The sequence below is a fragment of the Geothrix mesophila genome, assembly GCF_022808835.1.
Taxonomy (GTDB): domain Bacteria; phylum Acidobacteriota; class Holophagae; order Holophagales; family Holophagaceae; genus Geothrix; species Geothrix paludis.
The window spans coordinates 920,083-944,899 of record NZ_JAKZLD010000001.1; the positions used below are offsets into that span (position 1 = coordinate 920,083).

General features: G+C 69.5%; 25 protein-coding genes and 1 tRNA gene. 9 read left to right on the forward strand and 17 right to left on the reverse strand.

Annotated features, from left to right (window positions below; translation table 11 throughout):
• The first annotated feature begins 55 nt into the window (after nt 1-55).
• Nucleotides 56-790, forward strand: a complete 735-nt coding sequence (tpiA, locus tag MLG87_RS04255) for a triose-phosphate isomerase (protein WP_243293962.1) — start codon at nt 56-58, stop codon at nt 788-790.
• On the opposite strand, the gene MLG87_RS04260 is transcribed toward tpiA, so the two are convergent.
• Together MLG87_RS04260 and MLG87_RS04265 are read right to left on the reverse strand one after the other, a co-directional pair.
• Complete coding sequence (locus tag MLG87_RS04260) at nt 791-1,522, reverse strand: zf-TFIIB domain-containing protein (protein ID WP_243293963.1); 732 nt, start codon at nt 1,520-1,522, stop codon at nt 791-793.
• Nucleotides 1,522-2,286, reverse strand: coding sequence for a hypothetical protein (locus MLG87_RS04265; protein WP_243293964.1), 765 nt, complete (start codon nt 2,284-2,286; stop codon nt 1,522-1,524). Before MLG87_RS04265 ends, MLG87_RS04260 begins: the two co-directional genes overlap by 1 nt.
• 190 nt (nt 2,287-2,476) lie before the next feature.
• Between MLG87_RS04265 and aroF the strand changes: the two genes are divergently transcribed.
• From aroF to MLG87_RS04280, 3 genes are all read left to right on the forward strand, one after another.
• Nucleotides 2,477-3,508, forward strand: a complete 1,032-nt coding sequence (gene aroF, locus MLG87_RS04270) for a 3-deoxy-7-phosphoheptulonate synthase (protein WP_243293965.1) — start codon at nt 2,477-2,479, stop codon at nt 3,506-3,508.
• Nucleotides 3,509-3,546: 38 nt separating this feature from the next.
• Nucleotides 3,547-3,891 carry a preprotein translocase subunit SecG gene (gene secG / locus MLG87_RS04275; RefSeq protein WP_243293966.1) on the forward strand — a complete coding sequence of 115 codons (345 nt, stop codon included), beginning with the start codon at nt 3,547-3,549 and terminating at the stop codon, nt 3,889-3,891.
• Between the two features lie 74 nt (nt 3,892-3,965).
• Nucleotides 3,966-4,051: transfer RNA gene (locus MLG87_RS04280), tRNA-Leu, on the forward strand.
• 52 nt (nt 4,052-4,103) lie between these two features.
• Here MLG87_RS04280 and MLG87_RS04285 read toward each other — a convergent pair.
• Nucleotides 4,104-5,504, reverse strand: coding sequence for a Kelch repeat-containing protein (locus tag MLG87_RS04285; RefSeq protein ID WP_243293967.1), 1,401 nt, complete (start codon nt 5,502-5,504; stop codon nt 4,104-4,106).
• A gap of 155 nt (nt 5,505-5,659) precedes the next feature.
• Between MLG87_RS04285 and MLG87_RS04290 the strand changes: the two genes are divergently transcribed.
• Together MLG87_RS04290 and MLG87_RS04295 are read left to right on the forward strand one after the other, a co-directional pair.
• The gene (locus MLG87_RS04290) at nt 5,660-6,754 is read left to right on the forward strand and encodes an A/G-specific adenine glycosylase (RefSeq protein WP_243293968.1); all 1,095 of its coding nucleotides are present in this window, start codon (nt 5,660-5,662) and stop codon (nt 6,752-6,754) included.
• 11 nt (nt 6,755-6,765) lie between these two features.
• Nucleotides 6,766-7,650: an aldo/keto reductase gene (locus tag MLG87_RS04295; RefSeq protein ID WP_243293969.1), complete on the forward strand. Its 885-nt coding sequence runs from the start codon at nt 6,766-6,768 to the stop codon at nt 7,648-7,650.
• 21 nt (nt 7,651-7,671) lie between these two features.
• Here the strand turns inward: MLG87_RS04295 and MLG87_RS04300 are convergent, their stop codons facing one another.
• The 6 genes from MLG87_RS04300 to MLG87_RS04325 all read right to left on the reverse strand — a co-directional run bounded on the left by MLG87_RS04300 (nt 7,672) and on the right by MLG87_RS04325 (nt 12,768).
• The gene (locus tag MLG87_RS04300; protein WP_243293970.1) at nt 7,672-8,661 is read right to left on the reverse strand and encodes a GHMP family kinase ATP-binding protein; all 990 of its coding nucleotides are present in this window, start codon (nt 8,659-8,661) and stop codon (nt 7,672-7,674) included.
• 4 nt (nt 8,662-8,665) lie between these two features.
• Nucleotides 8,666-9,382: a tetratricopeptide repeat protein gene (locus tag MLG87_RS04305; RefSeq protein ID WP_243293971.1), complete on the reverse strand. Its 717-nt coding sequence runs from the start codon at nt 9,380-9,382 to the stop codon at nt 8,666-8,668.
• A gap of 74 nt (nt 9,383-9,456) precedes the next feature.
• Nucleotides 9,457-10,179, reverse strand: coding sequence for a peptidoglycan-associated lipoprotein Pal (gene pal / locus MLG87_RS04310; protein WP_243293972.1), 723 nt, complete (start codon nt 10,177-10,179; stop codon nt 9,457-9,459).
• Between the two features lie 66 nt (nt 10,180-10,245).
• The gene (locus MLG87_RS04315) at nt 10,246-11,544 is read right to left on the reverse strand and encodes a hypothetical protein (RefSeq protein ID WP_243293973.1); all 1,299 of its coding nucleotides are present in this window, start codon (nt 11,542-11,544) and stop codon (nt 10,246-10,248) included.
• Between the two features lie 37 nt (nt 11,545-11,581).
• A complete protein-coding gene (locus tag MLG87_RS04320; protein ID WP_243293974.1) occupies nt 11,582-11,962 on the reverse strand; it encodes an NUDIX domain-containing protein in 381 nt (126 codons plus the stop codon).
• Nucleotides 11,959-12,768, reverse strand: coding sequence for a ribonuclease HII (locus MLG87_RS04325; RefSeq protein WP_243293975.1), 810 nt, complete (start codon nt 12,766-12,768; stop codon nt 11,959-11,961). The genes MLG87_RS04320 and MLG87_RS04325 overlap by 4 nt, the downstream gene beginning before the upstream one ends.
• A gap of 168 nt (nt 12,769-12,936) precedes the next feature.
• On the opposite strand from MLG87_RS04325, the gene MLG87_RS04330 reads away from it, so the two are divergent.
• Nucleotides 12,937-14,979, forward strand: coding sequence for a S1 family peptidase (locus tag MLG87_RS04330; RefSeq protein ID WP_243293976.1), 2,043 nt, complete (start codon nt 12,937-12,939; stop codon nt 14,977-14,979).
• 145 nt (nt 14,980-15,124) lie between these two features.
• Here the strand turns inward: MLG87_RS04330 and MLG87_RS04335 are convergent, their stop codons facing one another.
• From MLG87_RS04335 to MLG87_RS04360, 6 genes are all read right to left on the reverse strand, one after another.
• A complete protein-coding gene (locus MLG87_RS04335) occupies nt 15,125-15,796 on the reverse strand; it encodes a glycosyltransferase family 2 protein (RefSeq protein ID WP_243293977.1) in 672 nt (223 codons plus the stop codon).
• Nucleotides 15,793-17,592, reverse strand: coding sequence for a M61 family metallopeptidase (locus MLG87_RS04340; protein ID WP_243293978.1), 1,800 nt, complete (start codon nt 17,590-17,592; stop codon nt 15,793-15,795). Before MLG87_RS04340 ends, MLG87_RS04335 begins: the two co-directional genes overlap by 4 nt.
• Nucleotides 17,593-17,611: 19 nt before the next feature.
• The gene (locus MLG87_RS04345) at nt 17,612-18,313 is read right to left on the reverse strand and encodes a TetR/AcrR family transcriptional regulator (protein ID WP_243293979.1); all 702 of its coding nucleotides are present in this window, start codon (nt 18,311-18,313) and stop codon (nt 17,612-17,614) included.
• A 331-nt stretch (nt 18,314-18,644) separates the two neighbouring features.
• Nucleotides 18,645-19,241 carry a tRNA isopentenyl-2-thiomethyl-A-37 hydroxylase MiaE gene (gene miaE, locus MLG87_RS04350; RefSeq protein ID WP_243293980.1) on the reverse strand — a complete coding sequence of 199 codons (597 nt, stop codon included), beginning with the start codon at nt 19,239-19,241 and terminating at the stop codon, nt 18,645-18,647.
• A complete protein-coding gene (locus tag MLG87_RS04355) occupies nt 19,238-20,086 on the reverse strand; it encodes an EamA family transporter (RefSeq protein WP_243293981.1) in 849 nt (282 codons plus the stop codon). Before MLG87_RS04355 ends, miaE begins: the two co-directional genes overlap by 4 nt.
• A 22-nt stretch (nt 20,087-20,108) precedes the next feature.
• Nucleotides 20,109-20,750 carry a DUF2520 domain-containing protein gene (locus MLG87_RS04360; RefSeq protein ID WP_243293982.1) on the reverse strand — a complete coding sequence of 214 codons (642 nt, stop codon included), beginning with the start codon at nt 20,748-20,750 and terminating at the stop codon, nt 20,109-20,111.
• Between the two features lie 63 nt (nt 20,751-20,813).
• Between MLG87_RS04360 and MLG87_RS04365 the strand changes: the two genes are divergently transcribed.
• Nucleotides 20,814-21,518, forward strand: coding sequence for a hypothetical protein (locus MLG87_RS04365; RefSeq protein WP_243293983.1), 705 nt, complete (start codon nt 20,814-20,816; stop codon nt 21,516-21,518).
• Nucleotides 21,519-21,548: 30 nt separating this feature from the next.
• On the opposite strand, the gene MLG87_RS04370 is transcribed toward MLG87_RS04365, so the two are convergent.
• Both MLG87_RS04370 and elbB read right to left on the reverse strand, forming a co-directional pair.
• Nucleotides 21,549-22,805 (reverse strand): acyl-CoA dehydrogenase family protein, encoded by a 1,257-nt coding sequence (locus tag MLG87_RS04370; protein WP_243293984.1) that lies wholly within the window; start codon nt 22,803-22,805, stop codon nt 21,549-21,551.
• 16 nt (nt 22,806-22,821) lie between these two features.
• Entirely contained in the window at nt 22,822-23,499 is a 678-nt protein-coding gene (elbB, locus tag MLG87_RS04375; RefSeq protein ID WP_243293985.1) for an isoprenoid biosynthesis glyoxalase ElbB, read from the reverse strand.
• 146 nt (nt 23,500-23,645) lie between these two features.
• On the opposite strand from elbB, the gene MLG87_RS04380 reads away from it, so the two are divergent.
• Nucleotides 23,646-24,803, forward strand: coding sequence for a pyridoxal phosphate-dependent aminotransferase (locus tag MLG87_RS04380; RefSeq protein ID WP_243293986.1), 1,158 nt, complete (start codon nt 23,646-23,648; stop codon nt 24,801-24,803).
• Nucleotides 24,804-24,817: the final 14 nt, after the last annotated feature.

Genomic DNA, 24,817 nt, shown 5'->3' on the forward strand with positions numbered 1-24,817 from the left:
TGGTCGCGCCGGAACCCCATGGTCGACGACCACCCTGCGTTCTCCGGGAGATCCCATGCGCTTCGTCGTCGCCAACTGGAAGATGAACTTCCTGTCCGACCAGGCCCGAGACTTCTGCGAGGCCTTCCTCGCGGATTACACACCATCACCCTCGGTGACGACGGCCATCGCGCCGCCCTTCCACCTCATCCGCCCGGTGGCCGACAGCCTGCGAAGTCGCCAGGTGCGCGTCTTCGGACAGAACGGCCACGCGGAACCCAAGGGCGCTTACACGGGCGAGATCTCCATGGCCCAGCTCCAGGACTGCGGCTGCTCGGGCGTGATCCTGGGCCACAGCGAGCGGCGCCAGTTCTTCGGGGAAACGGACGAGGCCCTGGTGACCAAGGTGAAGGCCGCCCGCGACTGGAACCTGCTCCCCCTGCTCTGCGTGGGCGAGACCCTCGAGGAGCGGAAGTCGGGCCGGACCCTGGAGGTCCTCGACCGCCAGCTCTCCATCCTGGCGAAGACCGGCCCCACGCCCCTCTGGGTGGCCTACGAGCCGGTGTGGGCCATCGGCACGGGCCTCCGTGCGGAGGTCGGCCAGATCCGCGAAGCCCATACCTTCATCAAGATGAAGATCGCCGAACACATGAACCTGAACTTCGGCCCCGTGCCCATCCTCTACGGCGGCAGCATCACCCCCGAGAACTTCCCCGAGCTGCTGGACATCCCCGAGGTGGCCGGCGGTCTTGTAGGCGGCGCCAGCCTGGATCCCGCCAAGTTCGGCACCCTGGTGAAGCAGGCGGGCTGATCAATCCCGATCGAGGAAGCGGTCCGCAACCTCCAGGGCCAGCCCCACCAACCCGGCGGCCGTGAGCCATGAAGGCGGAGCGCCGGTCTGCGGCTCGAGATCCAGGCCGGCCGCAGGCTGCGGCGCCTGTACCCGCCGGGCTTCCTTCAGATCCTCCAGTTCCCGTGCCCGGGCGCGGTCCAGACCACCACCGGCGATGAAGGCGAGCAGGCGGCGCAGTTCGTCGCGGTCGAACCAGAGGCCGTGGGCCTTGCAGACATCCAGCACCACGCCGGACCGCCGGGCGTAGTTCACCCGGTTCATGCGCTGCCCGCAGGCGGGACAGGGGCGGTACTGCACCGGTTCCAGCCCGGTGGTGGGCGGGAGCGGCGGCACCGGAAGGGCGCCCAGCACGGCCCCCTGACGCTCCCGGCTGGCGCCCAGCTGCTCGAACGTGGCCCGGTCCAGCCACAGGCCGCCGCAGGCCAGGCAGGCCTGCGTGTCGAGGCCTCCGACCTGGCTGGCGGCGAGGGGTTTCGCGCAGGCGGGACAGGGGACCCCGTCGGCCACGGCCGGCGTCCTGGGGGCCATCGCCGCACCGCAGGAAGGGCAGTGGTCCGCCGAGAGCGGCACCAGGGCGAAGCAGGCGGGGCAGGCCACCGTGGCGAGCTGGGCCTGGCAGTAGGGGCACTGCGGCGCATCCGGAGGAACCGGTGCACCGCAGCCGGAGCAGCGGAGGGCCTTGGCTTCCATCAGTCCTGCTTCGGTTCGGGCTTTGAAGGCGCGGGCTCATCCTTCTTGGCAGCGGGCTCCTGCTTGGCGGCGGGCTCCTGGTAGAAGCGCTGCTCCGCCAGACGCATCCAGTGGAACTCGGAAGACAGTTTCTGCACCACGACCCGGGCGAAGCCCTTGGCCTCCTCCTCGCGGATGCGGCCGTCATCGTCCCTCGATCCGGGCGGCAGTGGATCCATGGCCTCGACCACCTCGGAGGGCTCGATGGCCTCGGTCCAGAGGGGTTCAGGGTTTCCCGGCTGCACCAGCCGGACCTGGGCCCGGACTACCTGGGGACGATAGCCCAGACGGTCCCGGGTGTTCTGCTGCGCCATGGCCGCCTGGCTGCCGGCCCACAGCCCCCAGAAGAGCCCATCCACCACGCCCCAGCCCCGGTTGCCCGAGGCGGCGCTCAGGGCCCCCACGGAGGCGCCCACCGCCACCCCCACCGCCGTGGGACTGGGCTGGCCGGGGGCCGGAGAGACATCCCGGATGTCCACCTGGAGTTCCGCCGACCCCACTGGCGGCTTCACGCCCTCGGGCACCACCACCACGCGGGTGGCCAGATGGGCTCGCAGCGCCGAGGCGTATTCCTTCTGGAAGGACTCCCGGTCCGCCAGGCCCGAGGGCAGGCTCACGGAGACACTCACGGGACCGGGCTGTCGTCGGAAGGCCTCCACCTCGGGGCGGGTGCAGCCGACGATCAGCATGAGTGAGGCGAGGAACAGGATGGGGGCGCGCCGCATGGGACCTCCGCGCCCAAGTCTGGGGGCGGCTGCGCCCTGTGTCCAGGCGCCCGCCCCACCTGGGCGCTAGAATCGAGCTTCCCTGCGAGGCCGCATGCTCATTCTCTTCGCCCTGCCGGGCTCAGACCTAGGAAACAGGAAACCGCTCTCCGGCCTTCGTCCGGTGCTCTCTCTCCGCTAGGAAATCCCCATGCTCATTCTCATGGAACCCACTGCCACCCGGGACCAGGTCGGCGAAGTCCTGGCCCTGCTGGAATCCGCCGGCATCCGCAGCCAGGTGAACGAGACGCCGGAAGCCCTCAGCATCGTGGCGCCGAACGCCTCCAAGGCGCTGAAGCCCGACCGCATCGAACCCATGGCGGGCGTGCGCCGGGTGGTGCCCATCACCAGCCCCTACAAGCTCGCCAGCGCGGACGCGGCCGCGGGTCGCACGGTGGTGGACGTGCGCGGCGTGAAGATCGGCGGGCCCGATCTGGTGCTGGTGGGAGGCCCCTGCGGCGTCGAGAGCCGGGAGCAGCTCTTCACCGTGGCCCGCTACGTGGCCGAGGCCGGCGTGAAGCTGCTCCGGGCCGGCGCCTTCAAGCCCCGGACCAGCCCCTACGCCTTCCAGGGCCTGGGCCTGGAGGGCCTGCGCCTGCTGGAGGAGGTCCGGGCCGAGTTCGACCTCGGCATCGTCACCGAAGCCACGGAAGTCGAAACCTTCGACGATGTGGAGCGCAGCGCCGACATGGTGCAGATCGGCGCCCGCAACATGCAGAACTTCGCCCTGCTGCGCCGGGCCGGGCGCAGCGAGAAGCCCGTGCTCCTCAAGCGGGGCCCCGCCGCTACCCTGGAGGAATGGCTCTACGCCGCGGAGTACGTGCTGGGCGAGGGCAACCGCAACCTGGTGCTCTGCGAGCGCGGCATCCGCACCTGGTCCGATCACGCCCGCAACACGCTGGACGTGAGCGTGGTTCCGGCCGCGAAGGCCCTCACGCACCTGCCGGTCATGGTGGATCCGAGCCACGCCACGGGACGGCGCGACCTGGTGATCCCCTGCGGCCTGGCGGGCGTGGCGGCGGGCGCGGATGGCCTGCTGGTGGAAACCCACTGCAACCCCGAGAAGGCCCTGAGCGACGGGCCCCAGGCCCTGCTGCCCTCGGATTTCATCCGCCTGGTGGAGCGGGCCAGGGCCGTGCACCAGGCCCTGCGGGCTCCCAGCCTCACAGGGCTCTGGATGTAGTTTCCGCCCTGTGCGAGACTAGGAGGTTCGGAGTTTCCATGAATGGCCTCGCCCTCGCACTTCTGATCCTCTTCGGTGTCCTGCTCATCGGGACGATCCTGCTGCAGCCCGGCACGAAGGGTGGCCTCGGCGCCTCCTTCGGCGGCGGCGGCGCGAACTCGGCCTTCGGCGCCCAGGGCGCCACGCCCTTCCTCTCCAAGGCCACGTACTGGCTGGCCGCCGGCTTCCTGGGGACCACGCTGCTCATCGAAGTGATGATCATCCGCGGCAGCCGCTCCGTGCTGGAGAAGATCTCCGACAAGCCTGCGGCCACGGCGCCCACTCCCGCTCCCGCTGTTCCCCTTCCCGCGCCCGCGCCCTCGCACGCGACCGAGAAGAAGTAGGTTCACCCCACGGTGGGGCGCGAAACCAGGCATTGACCGCGTCCGCGCTTTGGGTGAAGATGGTTGTTCCACGTGCCCGCGTGGTGAAATTGGTAGACACGCCATCTTGAGGGGGTGGTGGCCACAAGCCGTAGCAGTTCGAGTCTGCTCGCGGGCACCAAACGAAACGAGCGCCTTCCGGCGCTCGTTTTTTGTTCCAGGCCGGCCGGCGTCTACCGGAATACTTCGGTCAGCTTGATGCCGCCGCCGCCCTCGGTGCCGCCGGCCAGGAGCACGTCGCCCGACAGCAGGCGCGTCGCCGTGTGGCGGTAGCGGGTGGTCAGGTCGGAGGTCAGCAGGGTGCTCTTGGCCAGGATCGGATCGAACACTTCCAGCGTGGCCGACGCGAGGGAGCCCTCGCCCTGGGTCCGCCCATGGGCCAGGAGGATCCGCCCATCCGTGAGGAGGGTGGCCGTGTGGTGGCTCCGGGGCCGGAGCATGGTCCCCGCGGCGGCGAAGGTCCCCGTGGCTGGATCGTAGATCTCCAGAGAGGAGGACACGTCCGTGTCCGGCAGGTCCGGCGTGGTGCCTCCGGCGATCAGGACGCGGCCATCCGGCAGCGGGGTCGCCGTGTGCCCGTACCTCGCCTGGGCCATCCCCCCCGTCGGCGTGAACGTGCCAGTGGCGGGGTCGTAGAGCTCGGCGGAGGCCCAGGTCAGCTCCGGGCATCCGTACCAGCAGGTGCTGTTCCGCCCGCCGGCGATGAGGATCTTCCCGTCCGGGAGGCGGGTCGCCGTGTGGCCGGTCCGGGGCGAAGCCATGGATCCCGACGGCGTGAACATACCCGTGGCGGGGTCGAAGATCTCCGCGGTAGGCGTGGCGTAGACATCCGAGCCCGTGGCGGGCAGTCCGCCTGCCAGCAGGACGCGCCCATCCGCCAGCTCCGCCGCCGCGTGGAGCATCCGGGTGGCCGTCAGGGCCCCCACCGCGCGCGGGCCGGTTCCGACCTCGAAGATCTGGGCAGTGGACAGGACGTTCACGCCATAGACGCCTCCCGTCAGCAGCACGCCACCGCCGGGGAGGACCGAGGCCTGGTGGGCCCAGCGCTTGGTCCCGAGGTCGCCGGCCGGAACGAAGGTCCCTGAGGCAGGCAGGTACCGCTCGAGCTGGCTGGACTCCATCCCGCCCGCCAGCAGCACGCTGCCGTCCGGCAGCAGGGTGGCGCTGTGATCCGAGCGGGTGAACTGGGCCGAGGCGGCCGGGGCGAGGCTGGCCAGGTAGGCGGAGACCTTCACGGGCGCTTCGGCGACGGCCCCGGGGACCTGGCTGCTCGTGGCCCGGAGGTGGTAGGTCCCGGCCATGAGCGGCGCCCGGTAGCGGCCGCTGGCGTCCACCGTGCCGCCCTGGGGTTCCACCACCGAGAAGGCCGCCGGGACCGCATGGCCCTGGGCGTCCTCCGCCCACACCTGCAGGGCGCCGCCGACCTTGATGTCTCCGGTGGCGGGAAGGAGCTTCAGCGCGGCGGGAGCCGGGCTTCCGACGGCGCCGGAGCCCCCGCCGCCGCAGGCCCAGATGGAACCCAGTCCAGCCCCCACGCCGAGGAACACCAGCGCCGAACGGAATGCGTCAGCCATTATTTTCATCATTGTTTTCATCACACATCCATGAAAAAAGAATGAGTCTAAAACGGATTCAACGTTCCGAATACCCCCAAATTCGCCTCCAGAAACTCGCCGCCTCGCCCGGGGGCCGCCCGGGTGGACGGGCCCCGGAATGGTAGGGTCTGGGTATGTCCTGGCCCCCCGCCCCCACCCTTCTCGCCCCCCTGGCTCCCTGGTTCGAAGCCTCCCGGCGGGACCTGCCCTGGCGGGCCGCAGACCTCGACGGCCCCCATCCGGATCCCTATGCGGTGCTGGTATCCGAGCTGATGCTCCAGCAGACCCAGGTGGCCACGGTGATCCCCTACTTCACGCAGTGGATGGCACAGTTCCGCAGCCCAGACGAGCTCGCGAAGGCGGACGAGGACGCGGTCCACAAGGCCTGGGAGGGCCTCGGCTACTACCGCCGCGCACGGTTCCTGAAGGCCTCGGCCAGTTGCATCGCCGCGGAAGGATGGCCCGGCGATCTGGAAGGTCTCGCGGGCCTTCCGGGGCTGGGCCCGTACACGGCCGCCGCCGTGGGGTCCATCGCCTTCCAGTGGCCCGCCCCGGCCCTGGATGGCAATGCCTTCCGGGTGCTGGCCCGGCTGCTGCTGATCGATGGCGATCCCAAGGCCCGGGCCGGGGACCTGCGCGCCTGGCTCACCCCCGCCCTCGCGGCCCTTGGCCCCTCGCGCCTGACCCAGGCCCTCATGGAGCTGGGGGCCACGGTCTGCACGCCCGCCCCAGCCTGCGGATCCTGTCCTCTGGCGGAGGGTTGTAGCGCCCGACTGGCCGGCCGTACCGCGGAGATCCCTCCCGTGGCGAGGCGGCCGGCGCCGAAAGCCTCGGCCCTCTGGCTGGTGGCCATGGAAGCCGAGGGCCACATGCTGCTCCATACCCCCGCCGCCAGTGGCCTGCTGGCCGGCCTATGGCGCTGGCCAGCGCTCGATGCGGAGGCGATCCCAGCGGGTAGCGTGGCCTCGGCGGCCTCGCGGCTCATCGCGTGGCCCGGCTGGACCCAGATCTACACCCATCGCCGTGAGGCCGTGAGCCCGCTGTACCTGCGCCTTGAAGCGCGCTTCGAGGCCGCGGAGGGCCTGCGCTGGGTCCCCGCAGGCGACCTCTCCCGCCTTCCTCTCGGGAAGCGGGATCAGCGCCTGCGGGATCTGCTGGCCACCCCCGGCCAGACGCCCCTGGAGGCGCCGGATTCTGCCCTGCTGATCCAGAACCTTTCCAAGGCCTAGGAGGAAACCCCATGCCGATCCTGCGCCCCTACGGCTCCACCGGCATGGTTGTGAGCCTCCTGGGCTTCGGAGCGGGCCACATCGGCGATCCGGCTTTCGGCGAAAAGGACTGCGGCGCCTTCCTCCATGGCCTGCTGGACGCGGGCGTCACCCTGGTGGACACCGCCCGGGGCTACGGGCTTTCGGAAGCGCGCATCGGACGGCACCTGGCCGGGCGGCGCGGCGAATTCATCCTCTCCACCAAGGTGGGGTACGGCGTCGAAGGGCTGGAGGACTGGACCCATACCTGCGTGGCCGCGGGCGTGGACCGGGCCTTGAAGGCCCTGCGCACGGACCACCTCGACATCGTGCACCTGCACTCGTGCCCCCGGGAGATCCTCGCCCAGGGCGGCGTCATCGAGGCCCTCGAGCAGGCCAAGGCCGCCGGGAAGATCCGGGCCATGGCCTATTCAGGCGAGAACGAGGCCCTGGCCTTCGCCCTGGCTTCCGGCCGCTTCGATGGGGTGCAGTGCTCGCTCAACCTCTGCGACCAGAGGGTCCTGGGCGACGCCCTTCCCGCCACCCGGACGCAGGGCCTGGGCCTCATCGCGAAGCGCCCCCTGGCCAATGCCCCATGGCGCTGGGCCGAACGTCCGACGGGGGAATACTGCGAGGTCTACTGGGCGCGCCTGAAGGCCATGGGCCTTGATCCCGGGGACCTGGACTGGCCGGAGCTGGCCCTGCGCTTTGCCGCCTTCCAGGAAGGCGTGTCCAGCTGCATCGTCGGCACCACCAAGCTCGAGCACCTGAAGGCCAACCTCCGTCTTCTCGAGAAGGGACCCCTTCTGAAGGACCAGGTGGCCGCCATCCGCGCCGCCTTCGCTGCCCGCGACGAGGGATGGGACGGCCAGATCTGAAGTCCGGACCTCCGACCCGGGTCAGGAGGTCTGAACCCGGTGCAGCCCCTGCGGCGTGATCCGCAAGTCCAGGGGAGGCAGGCCCATGTCTCTCAGGGCGACTTCGGCGGTTTCCCGCAAGCCATCCTTCACCACCAGCAGGCAGCAGCCGCCCCCGCCGGCGCCGCAGGGCTTCATGCCCGCGTACCAGCCCTCTCGGCGGCCACGGTCGCGCACGGCGTGCATGGCGTCCGTCTCCACCGCCGGGGAGAGCCGTACCCGGGCCTGCCCCTCGCGCTCCAGCAGGGCGGCCACCGCGGAAGGATCCGTGGGCAGGGCCGCCGCCATGTCGCGGGCGATGTCGCGGATGTCGGACAGGGCCTGGCGGGTCTGGCGGTCGCCCTCGATGAAGCGCTTGTAGGCTTCCCAATTCGTGAGGCCCGAGTGGTGGGGTCTGCCGGTGTAGAACACCACCAGGTCCGCCAGCAGGCCGGGATGGGGCTCCAGGCGCTCCCAGCGCGGTTCCGGACCATCCCAGTGCAGAGTCAGGGCCCCGCCCAGGGCGGCCGGATAGTAGTCCTGCCAGCCCGCCGGGGTTTGAAGCTCCCGGCTTTCCAGGTCCCTTAGAATCGGCACCTTGCGGGCCAGACTTTCACTGGCTTCCTCACCGATGGCACAACCCAGCAGGCCCACGCCGAGGCAGGAGGACACCCCCAGGCCCGAGCCCTGCGGCACGGGGCTGTGGATGGACAGGGCCGTCGGCGGCATACCCGAGGCGTCCAGCACCCGCCACACCCAGGACAGCCCCTCCGGCGGCTCCGTCGGCCAGGCGCCGAAAGCGAGATCAATCCCCAGGTCCCGGCTGGTGATCCGGTGACCGACCCCACCCCGCCTCACCTCCAGCTCGACCCACAGGTCCACGGCGGCATTCACGGTGACGCAACCGCCCATCATGGCGTAGATGGGCCAGAGATCCAGGGTGCCGCCCGCGAAATCAATGCGGACGGGAACCCGCCAGCTTTCGACGCTCATGCGCTCAGAGCCCCAGGTCGCTCAGTTCCTGCTGGGCCGTGCGGGCCTCGGCACTGCCGGAGAATCCGTCCACCAGCTCGCGGAAGGCCTTCACGGCCGCCGGTTTCAGGCCCTGCTTCAGCAGGCACTGGGCGCGCTTGAGCTTGGCGGGCAGGAACTGGGAGGAGGCCGCATGATCCTTGATGATCCGCTCGAATGCCTGCTGGGCCTTGTCGTAGGCCCTCAGGTTGTAGTGGGAGAGCCCGAGGAAGAACAGGGCATCGGGACGCTTCGCGCTCTGGGGGTGGTTCTTCAGGAAGAGGTTGAAGCCTTCGGCGGCCAGGGGATAGTTGCCACGGTTGTAGTCCAGCACCGCCACGTTGAAGGCCCGCTCCTCGTCGGACACCTGCGCAGGCTGGCTCTCCGCAGCCGCGGGCCGCGCCGCCGTCCCGCGGGGCATGCTGTTCAGGCGGTTGTTCAGCACCCGCGTGGTGTCCTGCACCTGGCGCAGGCTCTCCTGTAGATCGGCCTGGAAGCGGCGGTCCTGACCCCGGGCCTCCTGGGCGGCCTTCTGCTCGGCCTCGGCGCGCTTGTTGCCGTCCTCGACCTGCTGGCGCAGCTTGAAGACCTCGAGCTTGAGATCGCCGACTTCCTGCTCCACGCGGCGGAGCTGGTCTTCGGAACTGCAGCCAACGGCGAGGATCGCGGCCAGGACGGGGAACAGCATCGCGCGGGCGCTCATGGGGACTCCGGGACTTTCTTCATCCTAAACGAAAAGCGGGGGCCGAGGCCCCCGCTTCACGTCCTTCGGAACGACTACTTCAGCTTGAACTCACCGCGGCGGTTCTGGCTCCAGCAGGCTTCCTTGGCCTCGGTGCAGAGGGGCTTCTCCTTGCCATAGCTGATGGTGGTGAAGCGGGCCTCGTCCACGCCCAGGGTCTTCAGGTAGGCCAGGGCAGCGGCGGCGCGGCGGTTGCCGAGGGCCAGGTTGTACTCGTTGGTGCCGCGCTCGTCGCAGTGGCCTTCGATCTCGACCTTGGCGGCGGGGTAGGCCTTCATGAAGTCGGCGATGCCCTGGAGCAGCGCGCGATCGTTCTCCTTGATGTCCGACTTGTCGAAGTCGAAGTGGATGGTCTTGAGGGCGGCTTCGGCGGCGCGCTTGAAGGCGGCGGCCTTCTCGGCCTCGGCGGCCTTGCGGGCGGCTTCCTCAGCGGCGGCCTTCTCGGCGGCGGCCTTGCGGGCGGCTTCGTCGGCGGCGGCCTTCTCGGCGGCGGCCTTGTCAGCGGCATCCTTGTCAGCCTTGGCCTTGTCCCAACCCTCGTACCAGCCCGTCACCTTGTGCTGGTTCTCCTTGGCGTCCTTCGCGTTCACGTAGGGGTTGGTCTCGCGGGCCTTGCCATCCTTGAACGCCTGGTACCCCTCGTTGAACGCCGCCTGGGTCTCGGCCTTGATCTCCTCCGCGGTCTTGGGGGGCTTGCAGGCGAGGCTGCCGAGCGTGAGCACGATGGCAGCAGGGACGAGGTAGGTTCCGTATCTCATAGGGTTGTTCCTCCTGGATGAGCCTGAGTATAGATGGACAGTACTCAGGTAAATGCGATTTATTTTTTAACGCGCCCTAGTCCACTTGGGACTCTGGCATCCCGCAAGTTCCGTCATACGCACCACCTGGCGACCGGACAGATCCGTGGTGAAGATCTGCATGGAGCCGAAGCGATTGCTGGTGAACACAAGCCGGCGCTCATCGGGAGACCAGGCTGGCGATTCGGAAGTGCTCACGCCGGTGGTGATCTGGTAGGCCTTTCCTTCTCCCAATTTATAGATAAAAAGATCGAACTTGCCCTCGAATCGCGAGACATACGCGATCATGGCGCCGTTGGGGCTCCAGGCCGGGCTGGCGTTGTATAGCCCCTCGCCGGTCAGGCGGCGGAGGTTGGAGCCATCATCCTGCATGAGGAACACCTGCGGGCCCCCCTCACGATCAGAGGTGAACGCGATCTGTGTACCGTTGGGATTCCAGCTTGGTTCAGTATTGATGCCATTACCGTCGGTCAGACGCCGTGCGCGTCCTGTGTCCAGATCCAGCACCATGATGTCGCTGTTGCCGCGCCGATCGCCCTGCACGAAGGCCAGGCGGCGGCCATCCGGAGACCAGGCCGGTGAGGAGACCATGGCTCCGGAGCCGGTCGCAGGGTAGAGCTTCTCGTGTGCGCCATCCCTGCGGCGCTGGCCCCAGATCTCGGGTGCCCCGCCCTTGTAGGTCACATAGGCCAACCGGCCATCGGCCGCCACCGTGGGCGACAGCGTGAGACTGCCGTGGCGCGTGAGCTGCACCAGGTTCGCGCCGTCGCGATCGATCTGGAACAGTTCCTTCACCCCCGGCGCCGTCTGGCGGACGAACACCACCCGGCTGGAGGCCACGCCGCGCTCGCCCGTCAGGCGGGCCACGAGGTCGTCGGCCAGCGCGTGGGCCATGCGCCGCAGGGGAACCATGCGATCCGCCTTGTAGGGCTTGGTGAACACGGCCTTCTCCGCGGCGGTGTCGAGCGCGGAGGCTTCGAGTTGCAAATCTCCCACGGCCCCCTTCGTGAGGCGGACATTCAGCAGCCACTGGGCGCCCGCCTCCTTCCAGGCCTTCACCGGGGCGCCATCGGCGGGCAGCCGCTCCTGCAGCACCGCGAACACGCCGGTCTCATCGAGATCGCGCTTGAGCACGGCCGTGAATTCCGTGGCGACCAAGCTGTCATCGATGCCGGAAGCCTTCGGCGGGGTCATCCCCAGCACCAGCTTCGCGCTGCTTGATGCGCTCAACACCACTTCGGTCTGCTGGGCCTGGAGCGCCAGCCCGGTCAGCGTGGTCAGCGCGGCCAGGGCGCACAGGAAGGTCCGAATGAAGAATCGAGGCATGGCAGCTCCGGGCCTGGGGAGAGTCCAGCCTATCAGATCAGTCCGCGACATCCGGAGATGGGACGCCTTTGAGGCGGCGGATGAGCTCGTCGTTGGCCGGCGGGATGGGAAGACGCGCCATCTCCTCCAGGGTGAACCATCCCCAGGCCAGCTCCGTCCGGGGAGTTCCCGCCCCATGGATCACGAACGGATGGAGATGCACGGGTCCCTCCAGCGTTGGCAGTGCCATGGCTGCTTCGGGCTTCATGCCGACCTCTTCCATGAGCTCCCGGCGCAGCGCGTCGAGGGGGGCCTCCCGGGCCTCCACCTTCCCGCCCGGGAATTCCCACAGCCCCGGCATCACCGGATTCGAGGGCTCCCGGCGCTGGAGGAACCAGCGCCCGCCGGACTGGATCAGGGCCAGGGCCACATCGGTCATTCGAGGCCTTCTTCGCTGGCGAACCGGGCGAGCCGATCCGCATAGCGTCGGCGGAGCGTCTCCACCCACACGAGCTTCAGGTGGCCGTAGGCGGGCCGAAGGTCCGTCTGCACCCAGGCCTGCAGCTCCGCCACCGAGGCGCAGCCGTCCAGGCTGTGGCGCAGGGCCTCGCGAAGGCCTTCATCCACCTGCTGCAGCGCGGCGACCGGCGCATAGCTGATCCGGTGGATCGGGGAGACGCCCAGTTCGGCAATCCGGGCGCGGTGGAGGGCTGTCCCGTAGCCTTTGTGCTGGCCGAACCCGTAGCCGGGATGCAGCTCCTCCATGGCGATCATGAGCGCGTCCCGGTGGGCCTTGGCCAGGATGCTCGCCGCCCCGATGGCGCAGCTGATGGCGTCCCCATCCACCACCAGCCGCTCAAGCAGACCCGTTCCGGGTGCGCGGTTGCCATCCACGAACAGGATGCGGGGACGGAGGGAAAGATCCTTCGCCGCCTGCCGCATGGCCATCATGGTGGCCTCGAGGATGTTCTCCCGGTCGATCGCCATCGGGTCCATCTCGGCGATGCCGTACGCAGGGAGGATGGACTTCAGCTCCGCCGCCATGGCCTCCCGCTTCTCGGGGCTCAGCTGCTTGCTGTCCCGGACGCCCCTCAGCACATGGCCCCAGCGTCGCACCGTGTCCGCGTCCAGCACCGCGCAGGCGGCCACCACCGGTCCGGCCCAGGCCCCGCGGCCCGCCTCGTCCACACCGCCCCACGGCACCCCCGGCGGCACATTGCCCAGGTCCCAATCCAGGGGGTTCATCGGGCCCCGCCCCACGCCTGCGGATCAGAAGATTCCATCGCCATGCGACCAAGGTACCCCCGAAGGGAATGGATCCCAAGTCCACCGGACGCGCTCCTTTTTTCGAATACACTCGAGCCATCCCCCCTCACGGATGGACCCAGGTCCCAGCCAGACGAAGGAAGATCCATGCGACTGCTGACCCCACTGCTGCTTCCATGCCTGCTGGCCGCCACCGCCCTCCTGGGCCAGGAGACCGCGCTCGCCCCGGCCGTGAAGACCCGCGTCACCGAAGCCAGCTTCGAGGTGGTGGTCGCCCGCCCCGACCCCGCCAAGGACCCCGTGTCCTACGAGAAGGACCTCCCCTGGGACCTGGTCCCCTTCAACCTCCGCAACGATCCCTACATCTCCATCGGAACCGCCTTCGCCGTCTCGAAGAACGAGCTGGTGACGGCCCACCACGTGTTCCGATCCATCCACGCCTCCAGGGGCTATACCACCTGCTACATCCGCGACGCCAAGCAGAACGTCTGGGAAGTGGATCGCATCCTGGCCCTGGACGAGCAGCGGGACGTGATTCGTTTCTCGGTCAAGGGGCGCACCTTCGACCGGTGGCTGGACCTGCGTCCCGGTTTCCGCGAGAACGAGCCGGTCTTCACCGTGGGGAACGCCTACGGAGAAGGCCTCGTGATCCGCCCCGGCGAGGTGATCGGCACCCTGCCCGAACCCATGAGCGGCGCCTGGAACCTGCTGAAGAGCAGCGCCGGCGTGAACCCGGGCAACTCCGGCGGTCCTCTGGTGGATCCCCAGGGTCGGGTGGTGGGCGTGGTCCTCGGGAAGAAGGACAACATCTGCTACTCCCTGCCCACCGCCGAGCTGAAGGCCATGAAACCCGACAGGGCCGCCTTCTTCAACAAGGTGACCTTCAGCTTCTCCCTTTTCCCGGAGAAATCGAAGGCGCTCGAGCGGGTGTTCGATCTCCCCCTGCCGCGCCCGTACCCTGAGCTCAGGCAGGAGATCGCCGTCCAGGAGAAGGCCTTCTACATCCAGTCCATGGATGCCCTGTTCGCGAGTCTCCGCGGAGAGCTGTTCCCCGAGGGCGAGGCCAGCGAGGCGGCCATCGGAGACATTCCCACCAGCGGCAAGCCCGAGGTGATCTTCCGCGACACGACCACCAAGACGTGGGCGATCTCGGGCCTGGAATACAAGAAGAACGATCTCCCGAAGAATGGCCGCCTCCTCTACGCCCAGGCCAACAATGTCTACCTCTTCATGCTCCGGCATCCGGACGACGTGGCCGTCGGCGACCTCCTGGCCAAGCCCAGGGTCGCCATGGACCTGCTGCTGAAGGGCGCCCGGGTCACCCGCACCGTGGGCGGACAGGACATCCGGGTCACCTCCTTCGGAGACCCCTACCAAGTGCAGCGCCACGTGGACCGCCTCGGGCGTCCCTGGCAGCAGGCCATCTGGTTCACGCCCTACGACGATGGCTCCGTCCTGACCTACACCACCCTGATTCCCGGCGGCGTGGTCATGGCCGTCAAGTTCGTGGACTCGTCCAGCCTCATGCCCTGGCTCTACGACCTTCCCAAATTCCTCGACTACACCTACATCCCCTACGCCGGCGAGCTGCGGGACTGGGTGGAGTATCTGAAGCACCGGGACCGCCTGCCCTCGGCCCTGAAGGACATGGCCTTCGACTTCAAGGAGGGCAAGCATCTCCGCCTGCAGGCGCTCTGGACAAGGCTCGAGCTGGATTCCAGCCAGGTCGATCTCTCCCCGAAAGCCTTCCTCATCCTGAACATGGGCTTCTCCCGGAAGGGCGGGAACGTGGTCTGGGACCTGCGCCGCGTGAGCATTTCCGAAGACGAGGAAGACAACTACTTCGTCCTGCTGAAGCATCTCCATCCCACGCCGAACATGCCGGATGGCGATCAGAAGAGCTGGAAGGAGATCGCCAAGCAGCGACATCCCTACACCCAGCGCACCTTCGAGGAGGAGGGGGCCAGCCGCATCGCCGCGGTGCACCAGGCCTTCCTGAAGCCCGGCACGACGAACGCGGACAGCCCCGATCTGTTCACCCTCTACCTGGCCCGGGTGGGCAAGGTGGACGACAAGGAGATGCAGGCCCGTCTCCAGGCCCTGCTTCGCGCCATCACCCCCGTGACCAGCGCCTCGGAGGCCCAGGTGGTGCAGGCGCACGCGCCAGCCGCGCACAACGCCGCCAAGTGATCTGCCCGGCGCCGGTCCACGAGGGTCGGCGCCCGTTCAGCACTTCAGGGATTCCCAGGCAATTAGCCAGGTCAACCCGGATCAGGCCCGAGCTTGGCGCTGCGGGGCAGCGACAAGTGACAAGGCCTGACCGGGTTGAAGCCAGCTAGCACTTCAGAGATTCCCAGGCGATCAGCCAGGTATCCATCACCCCTCTGAAATGGCTCCTCACCGGCCCGGGCTGGTAGATGGCCCGGATGGGTACGTGGGCCCATCGCAGCTTCCAGTCGGCCGCCTTCATCGCGATCTCCATCTCGATGGCGAATCCGCGCGACTTCAGCTCCAGCCGATCCAGCACCTTCTTGCGGATCATGCGGAAGCCGCTCTGGCTGTCCTCCCAGGTGACGCCGGCGATGCGCCCCAGGGTCCAGGTGCCCAGGGCGTTGGTGCGCCAGCGCTTGGCCGGGATCTTCGCCCGGTCCAGGAGCCGCGAGCCGATCAGGAAGTCGGCGTCCGGGTGGATGGCGAGGTGATCCATGAAGCGCTGCAGGTCGGTCGGATCGTGCTGGCCGTCCGCGTCCAGGAACAGGTAGAAGTCGAAGGCGTCGGGGCGGAGGCGGGCGATTCCCGCACGCAGGGCCTGCCCCTTACCCCCGCCCTGCCCCGGCTCCAGGCGCAGCACCTCGGCGCCATGGACGGCGGCCACGGCCCCGGTGCGGTCCGAAGAACCGTCATCCACCACCAGCACGCGATGGAGGCCGAACGGCTTCAGGCCCTCCAGCACCGCTCCGATGTGATCCGCCTCGTCGTGGGCGGCGAGGATCGCGGCGAGCCTCACCGGCGTCCGCCCCGCTTCACCGGTGCGGAGGGGAAGGCCTGGCCATAGGACGCGGAAAACGCGGTCCGCTGCGTGGTGCCGGCCCGGAGGTCCGCCGTCAGCCGGTGGGAACGGTCGGGGCTCTCGATCACGGGCACGTCCACCGTCAGCACCCGGCCCCGGTCCGCCGCCAGGACCGCGACCCTTCCGCCGGGTCCGGGGTCCGCGAGGTACCGCTGCGCCTCGGCGGCGGTCGTGGTGCGCCAGCCGTCCACCGCCAGGATCTCCATGCCGAAGCTGAGGCCCGCCCCAGCGGCTGGACTGCCGGGAATCACGTTCTGGATCGTGGGTCCATTGGAGGCCAGCACCAGGCCCGTCCAGGATCGGGCCCGTCGCTGGGCCGCAGGATCCTTGGCCTCTTCGGGGCCCAGGGATTCCCAAGGCGCCCGGGCTTCCATCAATAGGCCGAAGGCGCGCCGCAGAGGTGCGGGATCCAGCTCCGCACGGCCTGAGATGTAGGCGTCCCAGAAGGGCCCGGGGTCCTTTCCGGAGAGCTCCCGGAAGGCCTGGCGCACATCCCCGTCCGTGAGGCCGGCCTCGCCGTGACGCGTCCAGAGCAGGGCGAAAAGGTCCGTCAGTCCGGCCTTTCCACGGCTGCCTTCCCGGAGGGTGGCGTCCATGAGCCAGGCCACCATCTCGCCCTTGTCGTAGTAGCTGACCGAGCTGTTGGGACTGAACTCATGCTGCTTGTAGAAGCGGATCCAGGCATCCCAGCTGGATTCCTCCAGGCTCTGCTCCAGGCGGCCGGGACGCTGCACCTGCTCGCTCCAGCACTTGGCCAGTTCCTTCGAGGTGTGGCCCCAGGGCACCACGCCGGCCCGCAGGACGATCACATGCTCCATGTACGAAGTGAGCCCCTCGTGGAACCAGAGCATCTTCGTGGGGTTCTCCCGGCTGTAGTCGAAGGGCCCCAGGGCCGGATCGTGGAGCCGCTTCACGTTCCAGGCGTGGAAGAACTCGTGGGCCACGAGCTGGTAGAGGGCGAAATAGCCCTCGGGCTTGTCGAAGGCGTGGCTGTCGGCGATGAGGCTGGTGCAGTCCCGGTGCTCGAGGCCACCACGCAGCTTGGGCGTGAAGGTGAAGAAGAAGACGTACCGCTTGAAGGGGAAGCCGCCGAAGATGGCGCCCGCGGCCTCCACGATCTTCCGCGTGGCCTCAGCCATGCGGCCTTCATCGCCATTGTGCGGCCCCGTGAACACCAGCTCGAAGGCCGTGCCGCCCGTCTTGAAGCTGCGGGTCCGGAACGCGCCCAGCTCGAAGGGCGAGTCCACGAGGGTGTCGAAGTCCTTCGCCAGGCGGGCGTCCTGCTTCTGCGGCAGGGCGGAAGCCACCTTCCAGTCGCCGGGGAACCCCTCGAAGCGGACCTCCACGGGCCGGTCCAGCTGATCCTCCAGGTAGAGGAAGGCGGCGGCGGGGATGATCTGCGCGTGGGCGGCATCCACATGGTTCGTCCGCACCGTGAGGTCGTTCCCGTACACACGGTAGCGGAGCACGAGGTCCCGCTTGGATGCCGGAACCCGCCACCGCTGCTTGTCGAGCTTCTCCAGGGGTCGTTCCCGGCGGCCCTCCAGCATCCGCACGCGGTCCACGAACCGTGCGTAGTCCCGCACCAGGTAGGAACCGGGCGTCCATGCGGGCAGCGCGGCCACCGCGCCTGAACCCAGGGCTTCAGCGGGGACCGTCAGCTCGACCTCGAAGAGATGCTGGGGCAGATCCAGCGGACGGAGGGTGGCCCTGATGGGGGCGAGCTTGGCCATGGTGCCCTTCCCTCGAATGTCAGCCCTGGACGCCGTGGAGCCAGCGCTGGGCCACCCACTTCACTTCATCTCCGGTGATCTGGTACTGCGGATCGCGGAGCTTCTCTTCGATGAGGGCGCCCACCAGGGAGGTGAACAGCAGCACTTCCTTGCGCGCCTGCTCCAGGCTCGTGCCGAACACATGGTTCATGAAGAGGCCCAGCGGGGCCAGCCCCTTCTCCACCAGGGGCATGAGGTCCCGGAACCCCGAATCCGGCGACGGCACGGCGATGGAGCGCAGGATGAAGCCGGTGAACTCCTGGCTCTCCAGCAGCAGATCCAGATAGGCCTGGGCGAGCTTCACGCTGGCGTCGTCAATGGCCTTGACCCCCCGGATGGGCGACGCCAGGAACGGCTCGACCAGCCTCTGGATGCGCACGGCCATGGCCGAGAGGGACACGAGGCAGAGCTGCCGGAAGAGGCCCTCCTTGCTGCCGAAGTGATAGTAGAGGGTGGGCTTGGAGACTCCCGCCTCCTCGGCCACCTCCTTCACCTGCACGCCGTCGTAGCCCTTGGCGGCGAAGTGGGAAAGCGCCGACAGCAGCAGGCGGGCCTTGAGGTCGCCGCCCTCGCTGAGCCGCGCCAGCGCGTGGTGGAAGCTCACGCCGGCCTGGGCCCCGAGGGCGTCGGGCCCGAAGACCGGCACCATCTCTTTGAGACCGTGGTCGGGAACTGTGGACATAGGCTGCCTCGGAGGTAGTCCAGTCTGCCACGGTTGAGCCTACTTCTGGTTAAGAGACCTTAGGGCCTGTTTTCAAAGTGGGGCGTGGCCGCGCAAGGGGCGCCGCCCAAGCGAGGCAAGGAAAGCGACGAAGGCGATGGTGGACCCATCGACGAGGAGCTTGACGCAGCATCGCGCCGGGCGCCGCCCCTTGCCCTTCGGGACGCTGCCCAGCCGCACCCCTGGCTGCGTTGCCGGCCTCGAACGATGTCCCGCATCGCCCTTCGGCCGCCGCCTTGCCATGAGCGCGGCTGGGCAGTGTCGCGGCGGCGCCCCACTTTGAAACCAGGCCCTAATGGACGGCAGACCTCCATGGCTGGGTCCGGATCGCCTCCGCCTCCCGGTCCAGCCACCAGTCCAACCGCGCTTGGGTGGCCTCCCGGCCGAACCGCTCTTCCGCCAGGCTCCGGTAGGCCTGGGCGTGACCCGCCTCGCACCGTTCCAGCTCCAGCAGGAAGGCCAGCCAGGGGGCGGATCCCAGGGTCGGATGGGTCGCGGCGGCGCGCTCCAGCAGCCAGAGCCGCTCGCAGCTGCGGGCCTCGATGAGGGCCGCGATGAGCAGCTGGTCCAGCAGTCCCTTGGAGGCCGACCGGTGGAGCGCCTGGGCGTAGGGGTTCCCCCGGTCGGGACGCAGCGTCCAGCCGAAGCCCTGGAGGCCCTCCAGCACCCGGCGGTGGTGATCCAGCTCCTCCTCCGCCAGCCGCTCCAGCAGCCCGGCGGCCCGGGCCATGTCGCCCAGGTGGCGGGCCAGGTTCAGGGCCGTGAGGGCGGCCTTCTTCTCGCAGTGGGCGTGGTCGGACAGCAGGGCTTCGGGGTCCGCCAGGGCGGCCTCGGCCCATTCGGAGGGGGTCTCGGCCCGGAGGGCCAGGGGTGGCGTGAAGGCGTTCATGGCCTTGCTCCAGTGAGGCTGTTCAAACCAAGGGCGCAGGCGATCACCGCGCCGCCGGCCGCCAGTCTCGGCCAATCCACGGCTTCACGGAACACCAGGCCCGAGGCCAGGATGGCCAGGGGGATCTTCATGTTGTTGAAGATGGCCAGGGTGCCGATATCCGTCCGGCGGGCCCCGGCGTTGAAGAGGAAGAAACCCAGGCCCGACGCCACGGCGCCGAGATAGACCAGCACCGCCCATTGGCGCAGGCCCATGGCGGAGATCCGCGCCCAGGGGATGGAGGGCGCCGCCATGGCCACGGCCACCACGGAAGCCCCAAGGTAGAGCAGACCCATGAGGTCTCGATCCCGCTTGCCCGACGCAGGCGCCAGTCGCCGGTAGAGCACCTGGCCCAGGGCGAAGCAGAGGTTCGCGGCCTGCATGAGCAGGAAGCCCAGGAGGATCCCGCGGCGCCCCAGCCCCGACCACACGCAGATGCCCGTCCCCAGCACGGCCAGGCCGGCCGTGAGGAGGAACATCCACGACATGCGGCCGTCCAGAAGGTCGCTCATCAGGGTCACGAAGAGGGGCGTGAAGATGGTGAAGAGCGCCACCTCCGAGGAACGCAGCCAGTGGAAGGAGGCGATGTAGAGCAGGTACATCAGGCCGAACTGGAGGGCGCCGATGCCTGCGAAGGCCAGGACCTGCCTCCGCGTGAGGCCCCTGGGGTCCAGGAAGGGGAGGAACACCAGGGCCGCCAGGAGGGTCCGCATGGCCGTCACGAAGGGTGCCCCGAGCTCGCTCACCTGGGCCGTGAGGCCGAAGGACAGGGCCCAGAGGATCGAGACGGTCATCAGGAGGGACATGAGGCTCCGGGGCAGATTCGGGTCAGTCGAGGCTTCGCCCCAGTGTCAGGAAGATCTCCCGCCAGGGCTCGGGCAGGGCTTCGGCATCCCGGGCGATGGTGGCCTCGTCGCCACGCGCGAACGGGCCCGTGCGCCCCGCGGCCCCGAGGGCGGCCACGTTGCGCAGCGTGGCCTCCGCCAGCGGGAGCAGGCCCCGACCCGGCAACGCCACACCCCTGGCGCGCAGCAGGGCCTCCGCCCCCAGCCACAGCGAGGCGGCGTGGCCCGAGGTAAGCACCGCCGCCGCGTGGTAGAGCGGCTTCAGCTCCGCGGGAAGGTCGAAGGCCGCGAAGCCCAGGTCCCCGAAAGCCCTCCGCAGGCCGTCCGGCACCGCGCCCGTGATGGCCAGGGGCGTGCCCTTCCAGTCCCGGGCCTGCCCGTCGAAGCTGGTGAGCGGATGAGCGCAGGGCACCCCCGGCAGATGCAGGCTGCCCGCCAGGTGTACGCAGCGCCCGGGGAAGGCCTGGGCCAGCTCGGCCACCGCCCGGTCCGGCACCGCCAGGAGCACCAGGCCCTCCGGCCGGGCGCCGTGATCCAGCAGGCCCGCCCGCGGTCCCCAGGCCGCCGCCAGCGCGCGGCCGGCACGGCCCCGGCCCAGGATGGTGAACTCGGGAGTCATGGGCATAGTGTGGCGCAAATCAGGGTCAGGTCCTCGGTCTTCAGTCTTCAGTCTCTCTAGACTGTTCCCATGCTCCGTTCCTCCTCCGCCCCCTGGGCCCTGCCGCCCGAGTTGCCCTGGCCGCGGTTTCTGCGAATGCTGCGGCATCCGGAGCCGCCCCGGGGATGGCTGGAGGCGGCGGCGGACCTCCCGGAGCTGAAGAAGCGTCCCCTGCTTCTCCGGTGGATCGCCCAGCACCCCAAGGCCACCGCCCACCTGCGCGCCTCGCTCATGATGCGCCTGCCCTGGCGGGCCCTGGCCGCGGTGGCGGTGGACCCGGCGGCCCACCCCCAGGCGCGCCAGCAGGCCATCGAAAAGCTCCAGCAGCAGTGGACGGCCATGACCACCGGCGAGCGCCGCAGCCTCGCCCTGCACGCCCCGCGGCCCCTGTGGGCCCTGGTGTGGCGGGCTCCTGACGCGGGCGTGCTGGCCGCGTTCCTCCAGAATCCCAAGCTGGGCCTGGAGGCCCTCGTGGCGCTCATCCAGCCGCCTCTGCGCCCTGCACAGGCCGAAGCTCTGGCCACCTCGCGCTGGCGCGAAGTGGGCCCCGTGGCGGACCAGGTGCTGCGCGCCCTGGACCGCAGCCTGGCCCTGCCGGAATCCGGCCTGGCCCTCGGGCATGCCGCCCCCTGGATCAGGGCCCTGGACGAGGAGACTCGCATCCTTGCCGCCAGCCGGATCCTGACGCCCGCCCTGCGCCGGATGGTGCATCCGCGGCGGGGACCGGAGGGCTGAAGGCGCCGGTGAGGCCTCCAGACAGGTCGGTCACTCGAAGACCTTCTCCTCGGGAGCCTCGGCGTTCACCGCATCGGCCTCCAGGTTGCGGCCGGGGAGGGGCGATTTGAGGAACTCGCGGTAGAACTCGTGCTGGATGACGAGGTCCATGATCTCGTTGGTGCCCGTCCAGATGAGGATGAGGCGGATGTCGCGCAGGAGGCGCTCCAGCGGGTAGACATTGGTGTAGCCGATGCCGCCCAGCACCTGCATGGCGTGGTTCACCACAGTCCAGGCCGTGTCCGTGGCGAACTTCTTGGACTCGGACACCATGCGCCGCACGCGCCCCGGGGCGACGCCGCCGTGGTCGATGGCGCGCCCCGTCTCCCGGCAGAGGGCGCGGGCCGCCTCGAGCTGCGTGAGGGACTCGGCGATCTTGAAGGAGACGCCTTCGAAGCGTCGGATCTCCTGGCCGAAGGCCTTGCGCTTCGCCGCGTAGCGTGCGGCGATCTCCAGCCCGGCCCGGGCCATGCCCAGGGCCCCGCCCGCGCTGGTCATGCGCTCGGGGATCATCATCTGGTCGAAGACCTCGGCCCCCTGCCCGATCCCGGCCTCGCCGCCCAGCACCTGGGCCATGGGCACGCGGCAGTTCCGGAACCGGAGCCGCCCGGTGCCGCCGCCCCGAGTACCCATCAGGCCGTAGACGTGCTCCACGGTCAGGCCCTCGCCCCGCTCCACGAGGAAGGCCGTGATGGACCGCCGCGAATCGCCGTCGTCCGAAGTGCGAGCATAGACCAGGAAGACGTCCGCCCCTTCCGCTCCCACCACGAACCGCTTCTGGCCCTCGAGGATGAAGGCATCCCCGTCCCGGACGGCGCGGGTGGCGGCCCCGAAGAAGTCCGATCCGCCGCGAGGTTCGGTTAGCGCCTCCGCTGGCGCGAGCGTCCCCGCGATCATGGGCGCCAGGTAGCGGCGCTTCTGCTCCTCCGTCCCGAAGTGGACCAGGGCCTCGCCCACGATGGACACCAGCGAGTAGAGGCAGCCGAGCGAGGTGCCCAGAACGCCGACCTCCTCCAGGGCAGCCAGCTCGGCGGTCCAGGGCAGCGCGCGTCCTCCGTAGGCCTCCGGGAAGCGGAGGCCCAGGAGCCGTCTCTGTCCGGCCTCCGCGAGGAAACCCTTGGGATACCTCACGCGCTCCGCGTCCATGTCCAGCAGGAGGTTCCGGGGCACGGCCTTGACGAAGGCCCGGACGTCCTCCCGCAGGCCCCGGGTCCGCTCATCCAGCAGTTCGTCCGGGTAGGTGGTCATGGTGTCCCCGGCCTTCTCAGCAGCGCTTCAGCACCTCGGCCACGCAGCGCTCGATGCCGACCCACACGTCGCTCAGCCGCGCGTCGTCGAACATGTAGGCCGGCGTGGTCACGAGCTTGCAAGCTTCGTCAATGACGATCTCTCTCGAATCCGGCGTGTCCTTGTGGTGCTGGCCCAGCTTGGTGACGGCCGCGGCACAGCCCGCGTCGTTGCCCAGGGTGAGGCTGGCGGAGGCCCGGCCGGAGAGGGCCAGGGCCACCAGGGCCGGGGCGATGCAGATGGCGCCCACGGGTTTCTTCGCGTCGAAGAAGGCCCGCACGAAGGCGGCCACGTCCGGTCGCACGTCGGCCTCGGCGCCCTTGAAGGCGAAGCTGCAGTGGTTCTTGGCCACGCCGTACCCGCCCGGCATCACCAGGGCGTCGTAGTCGCCCGCCTGGGCCTGGGCGAGGTCCAGGCACTGGCCCACCCGGGCGATGCGGCTGGACTCCTCCAGGATGTTGCGGATGGCGCCGGGCACGGGCTGGCCCGTGACGTGGTTGATGACGTGGTGCTGGTCCGCGTTGGGCGCGATGCACTGGAAGGCGGCTCCGTGCTGGTCCAGGGCCAGCAGCGTGAGCACCGCCTCGCGCACCTCCGCGCCGTCCAGGTGGCCGCAGCCGGCCAGCAGCACCGCGACCTTGGGGGTCTTCGCCATGGGAGCCTCCTGATTTGTGGGTCGATTATCCCGCGAAAGACAAACCGCCAACCGCGGAGAGCGCGGAGAGCGCAGAGAAAAAACATTTCTTCCTCGGCGTTCTCGCGTTCTCCACGGAGAGTCAGCGGTTCGATTAACCTAGCCCCATGCACCTGTCGTCGCGCCTCCCGCACGGTTTCGAGCCGAACGCCCTCTCGGCGGCGCTGGGGCAGCTGCGGGCGGAGGAGCGTGAGCTCCTGGATCTCACGGTGTCGAATCCGACCCGCTGCGGGTTCGTGTACCCGGAGGACGGGATACGTCAGGCGCTCTCCAGCCCCGCCGTGCTGCGCTACGATCCGGACCCGCTGGGGACCCGATCCGCCCGGGAGGCCGTGGCCGCCCACCACGGGCATGGGCTGCGGGCGGAGGACCTGCTGCTCACAGCCTCCACCAGCGAGGGCTACGGTCTGCTCTTCAAGCTGCTGGGCGATCCCGGCGACGAGATCCTGGTGCCCAGTCCCAGCTACCCGCTCTTCGAGTGGCTGGCGCGCCTGGAAGGCCTGCATGCCCGCCCCGTGCCCTCCTACTTCCATGACCGCTGGCACCTCGACCTGGGCGCCCTGGAGGTTTCGGTGGGCCCCCGCACACGGGCCGTGGTGGTGGTGAACCCCAACAACCCCACGGGACACTTCCTGTCCAAGGGCGAGTGGGACGGCCTCACGGCCCTCTGTGCACGCCGGGGTCTGGCCCTGCTGGTGGACGAGGTCTTCGCGGACTACGCCCTGGAGGCTCCGGCGGATCGGCTCCCCACGGCCCTGGAGGATGCGGCACCTCCCTGCCCGGTCTTCCTGCTGTCGGGCCTCAGCAAGGTGGCCGCCCTGCCCCAGCTCAAGCTGGGCTGGATCGCCGTGCGCGGCGCCGACGCCGAGGCCCACCTGGAGGCTCTGGCCTTCCTGGCGGACCAGTACCTTTCCGTTTCCGCGCCGGTCCAGGCCGCGGCACCGGCCCTTCTGGCCCTGGCGCCCGCGATCCGCTCCCAGGTGCGCGCCCGGCTCTCCGCCAACCTGGCAGCCCTGGACGTCTCGCTCGCCGGGCACCCCCGGCTCACCCGGCTGCCCGTGGAAGGCGGCTGGTCCGTCCTGCTGCGCCGCCCGGCCGTGGACGCGGACGAGGCCTGCGCCCTGCGTCTGCTCGAGCAGGCGGGGGTGCTCGCGCATCCCGGATCCTTCTTCGACCTGCCGGGCGACGGCCACCTGGTCCTGAGCCTGCTCACGCCGGAGCCGACCTTCCGGGAAGGCCTCGACCGGATTCTTCCGATCCTCTGACATAATCGGCCATC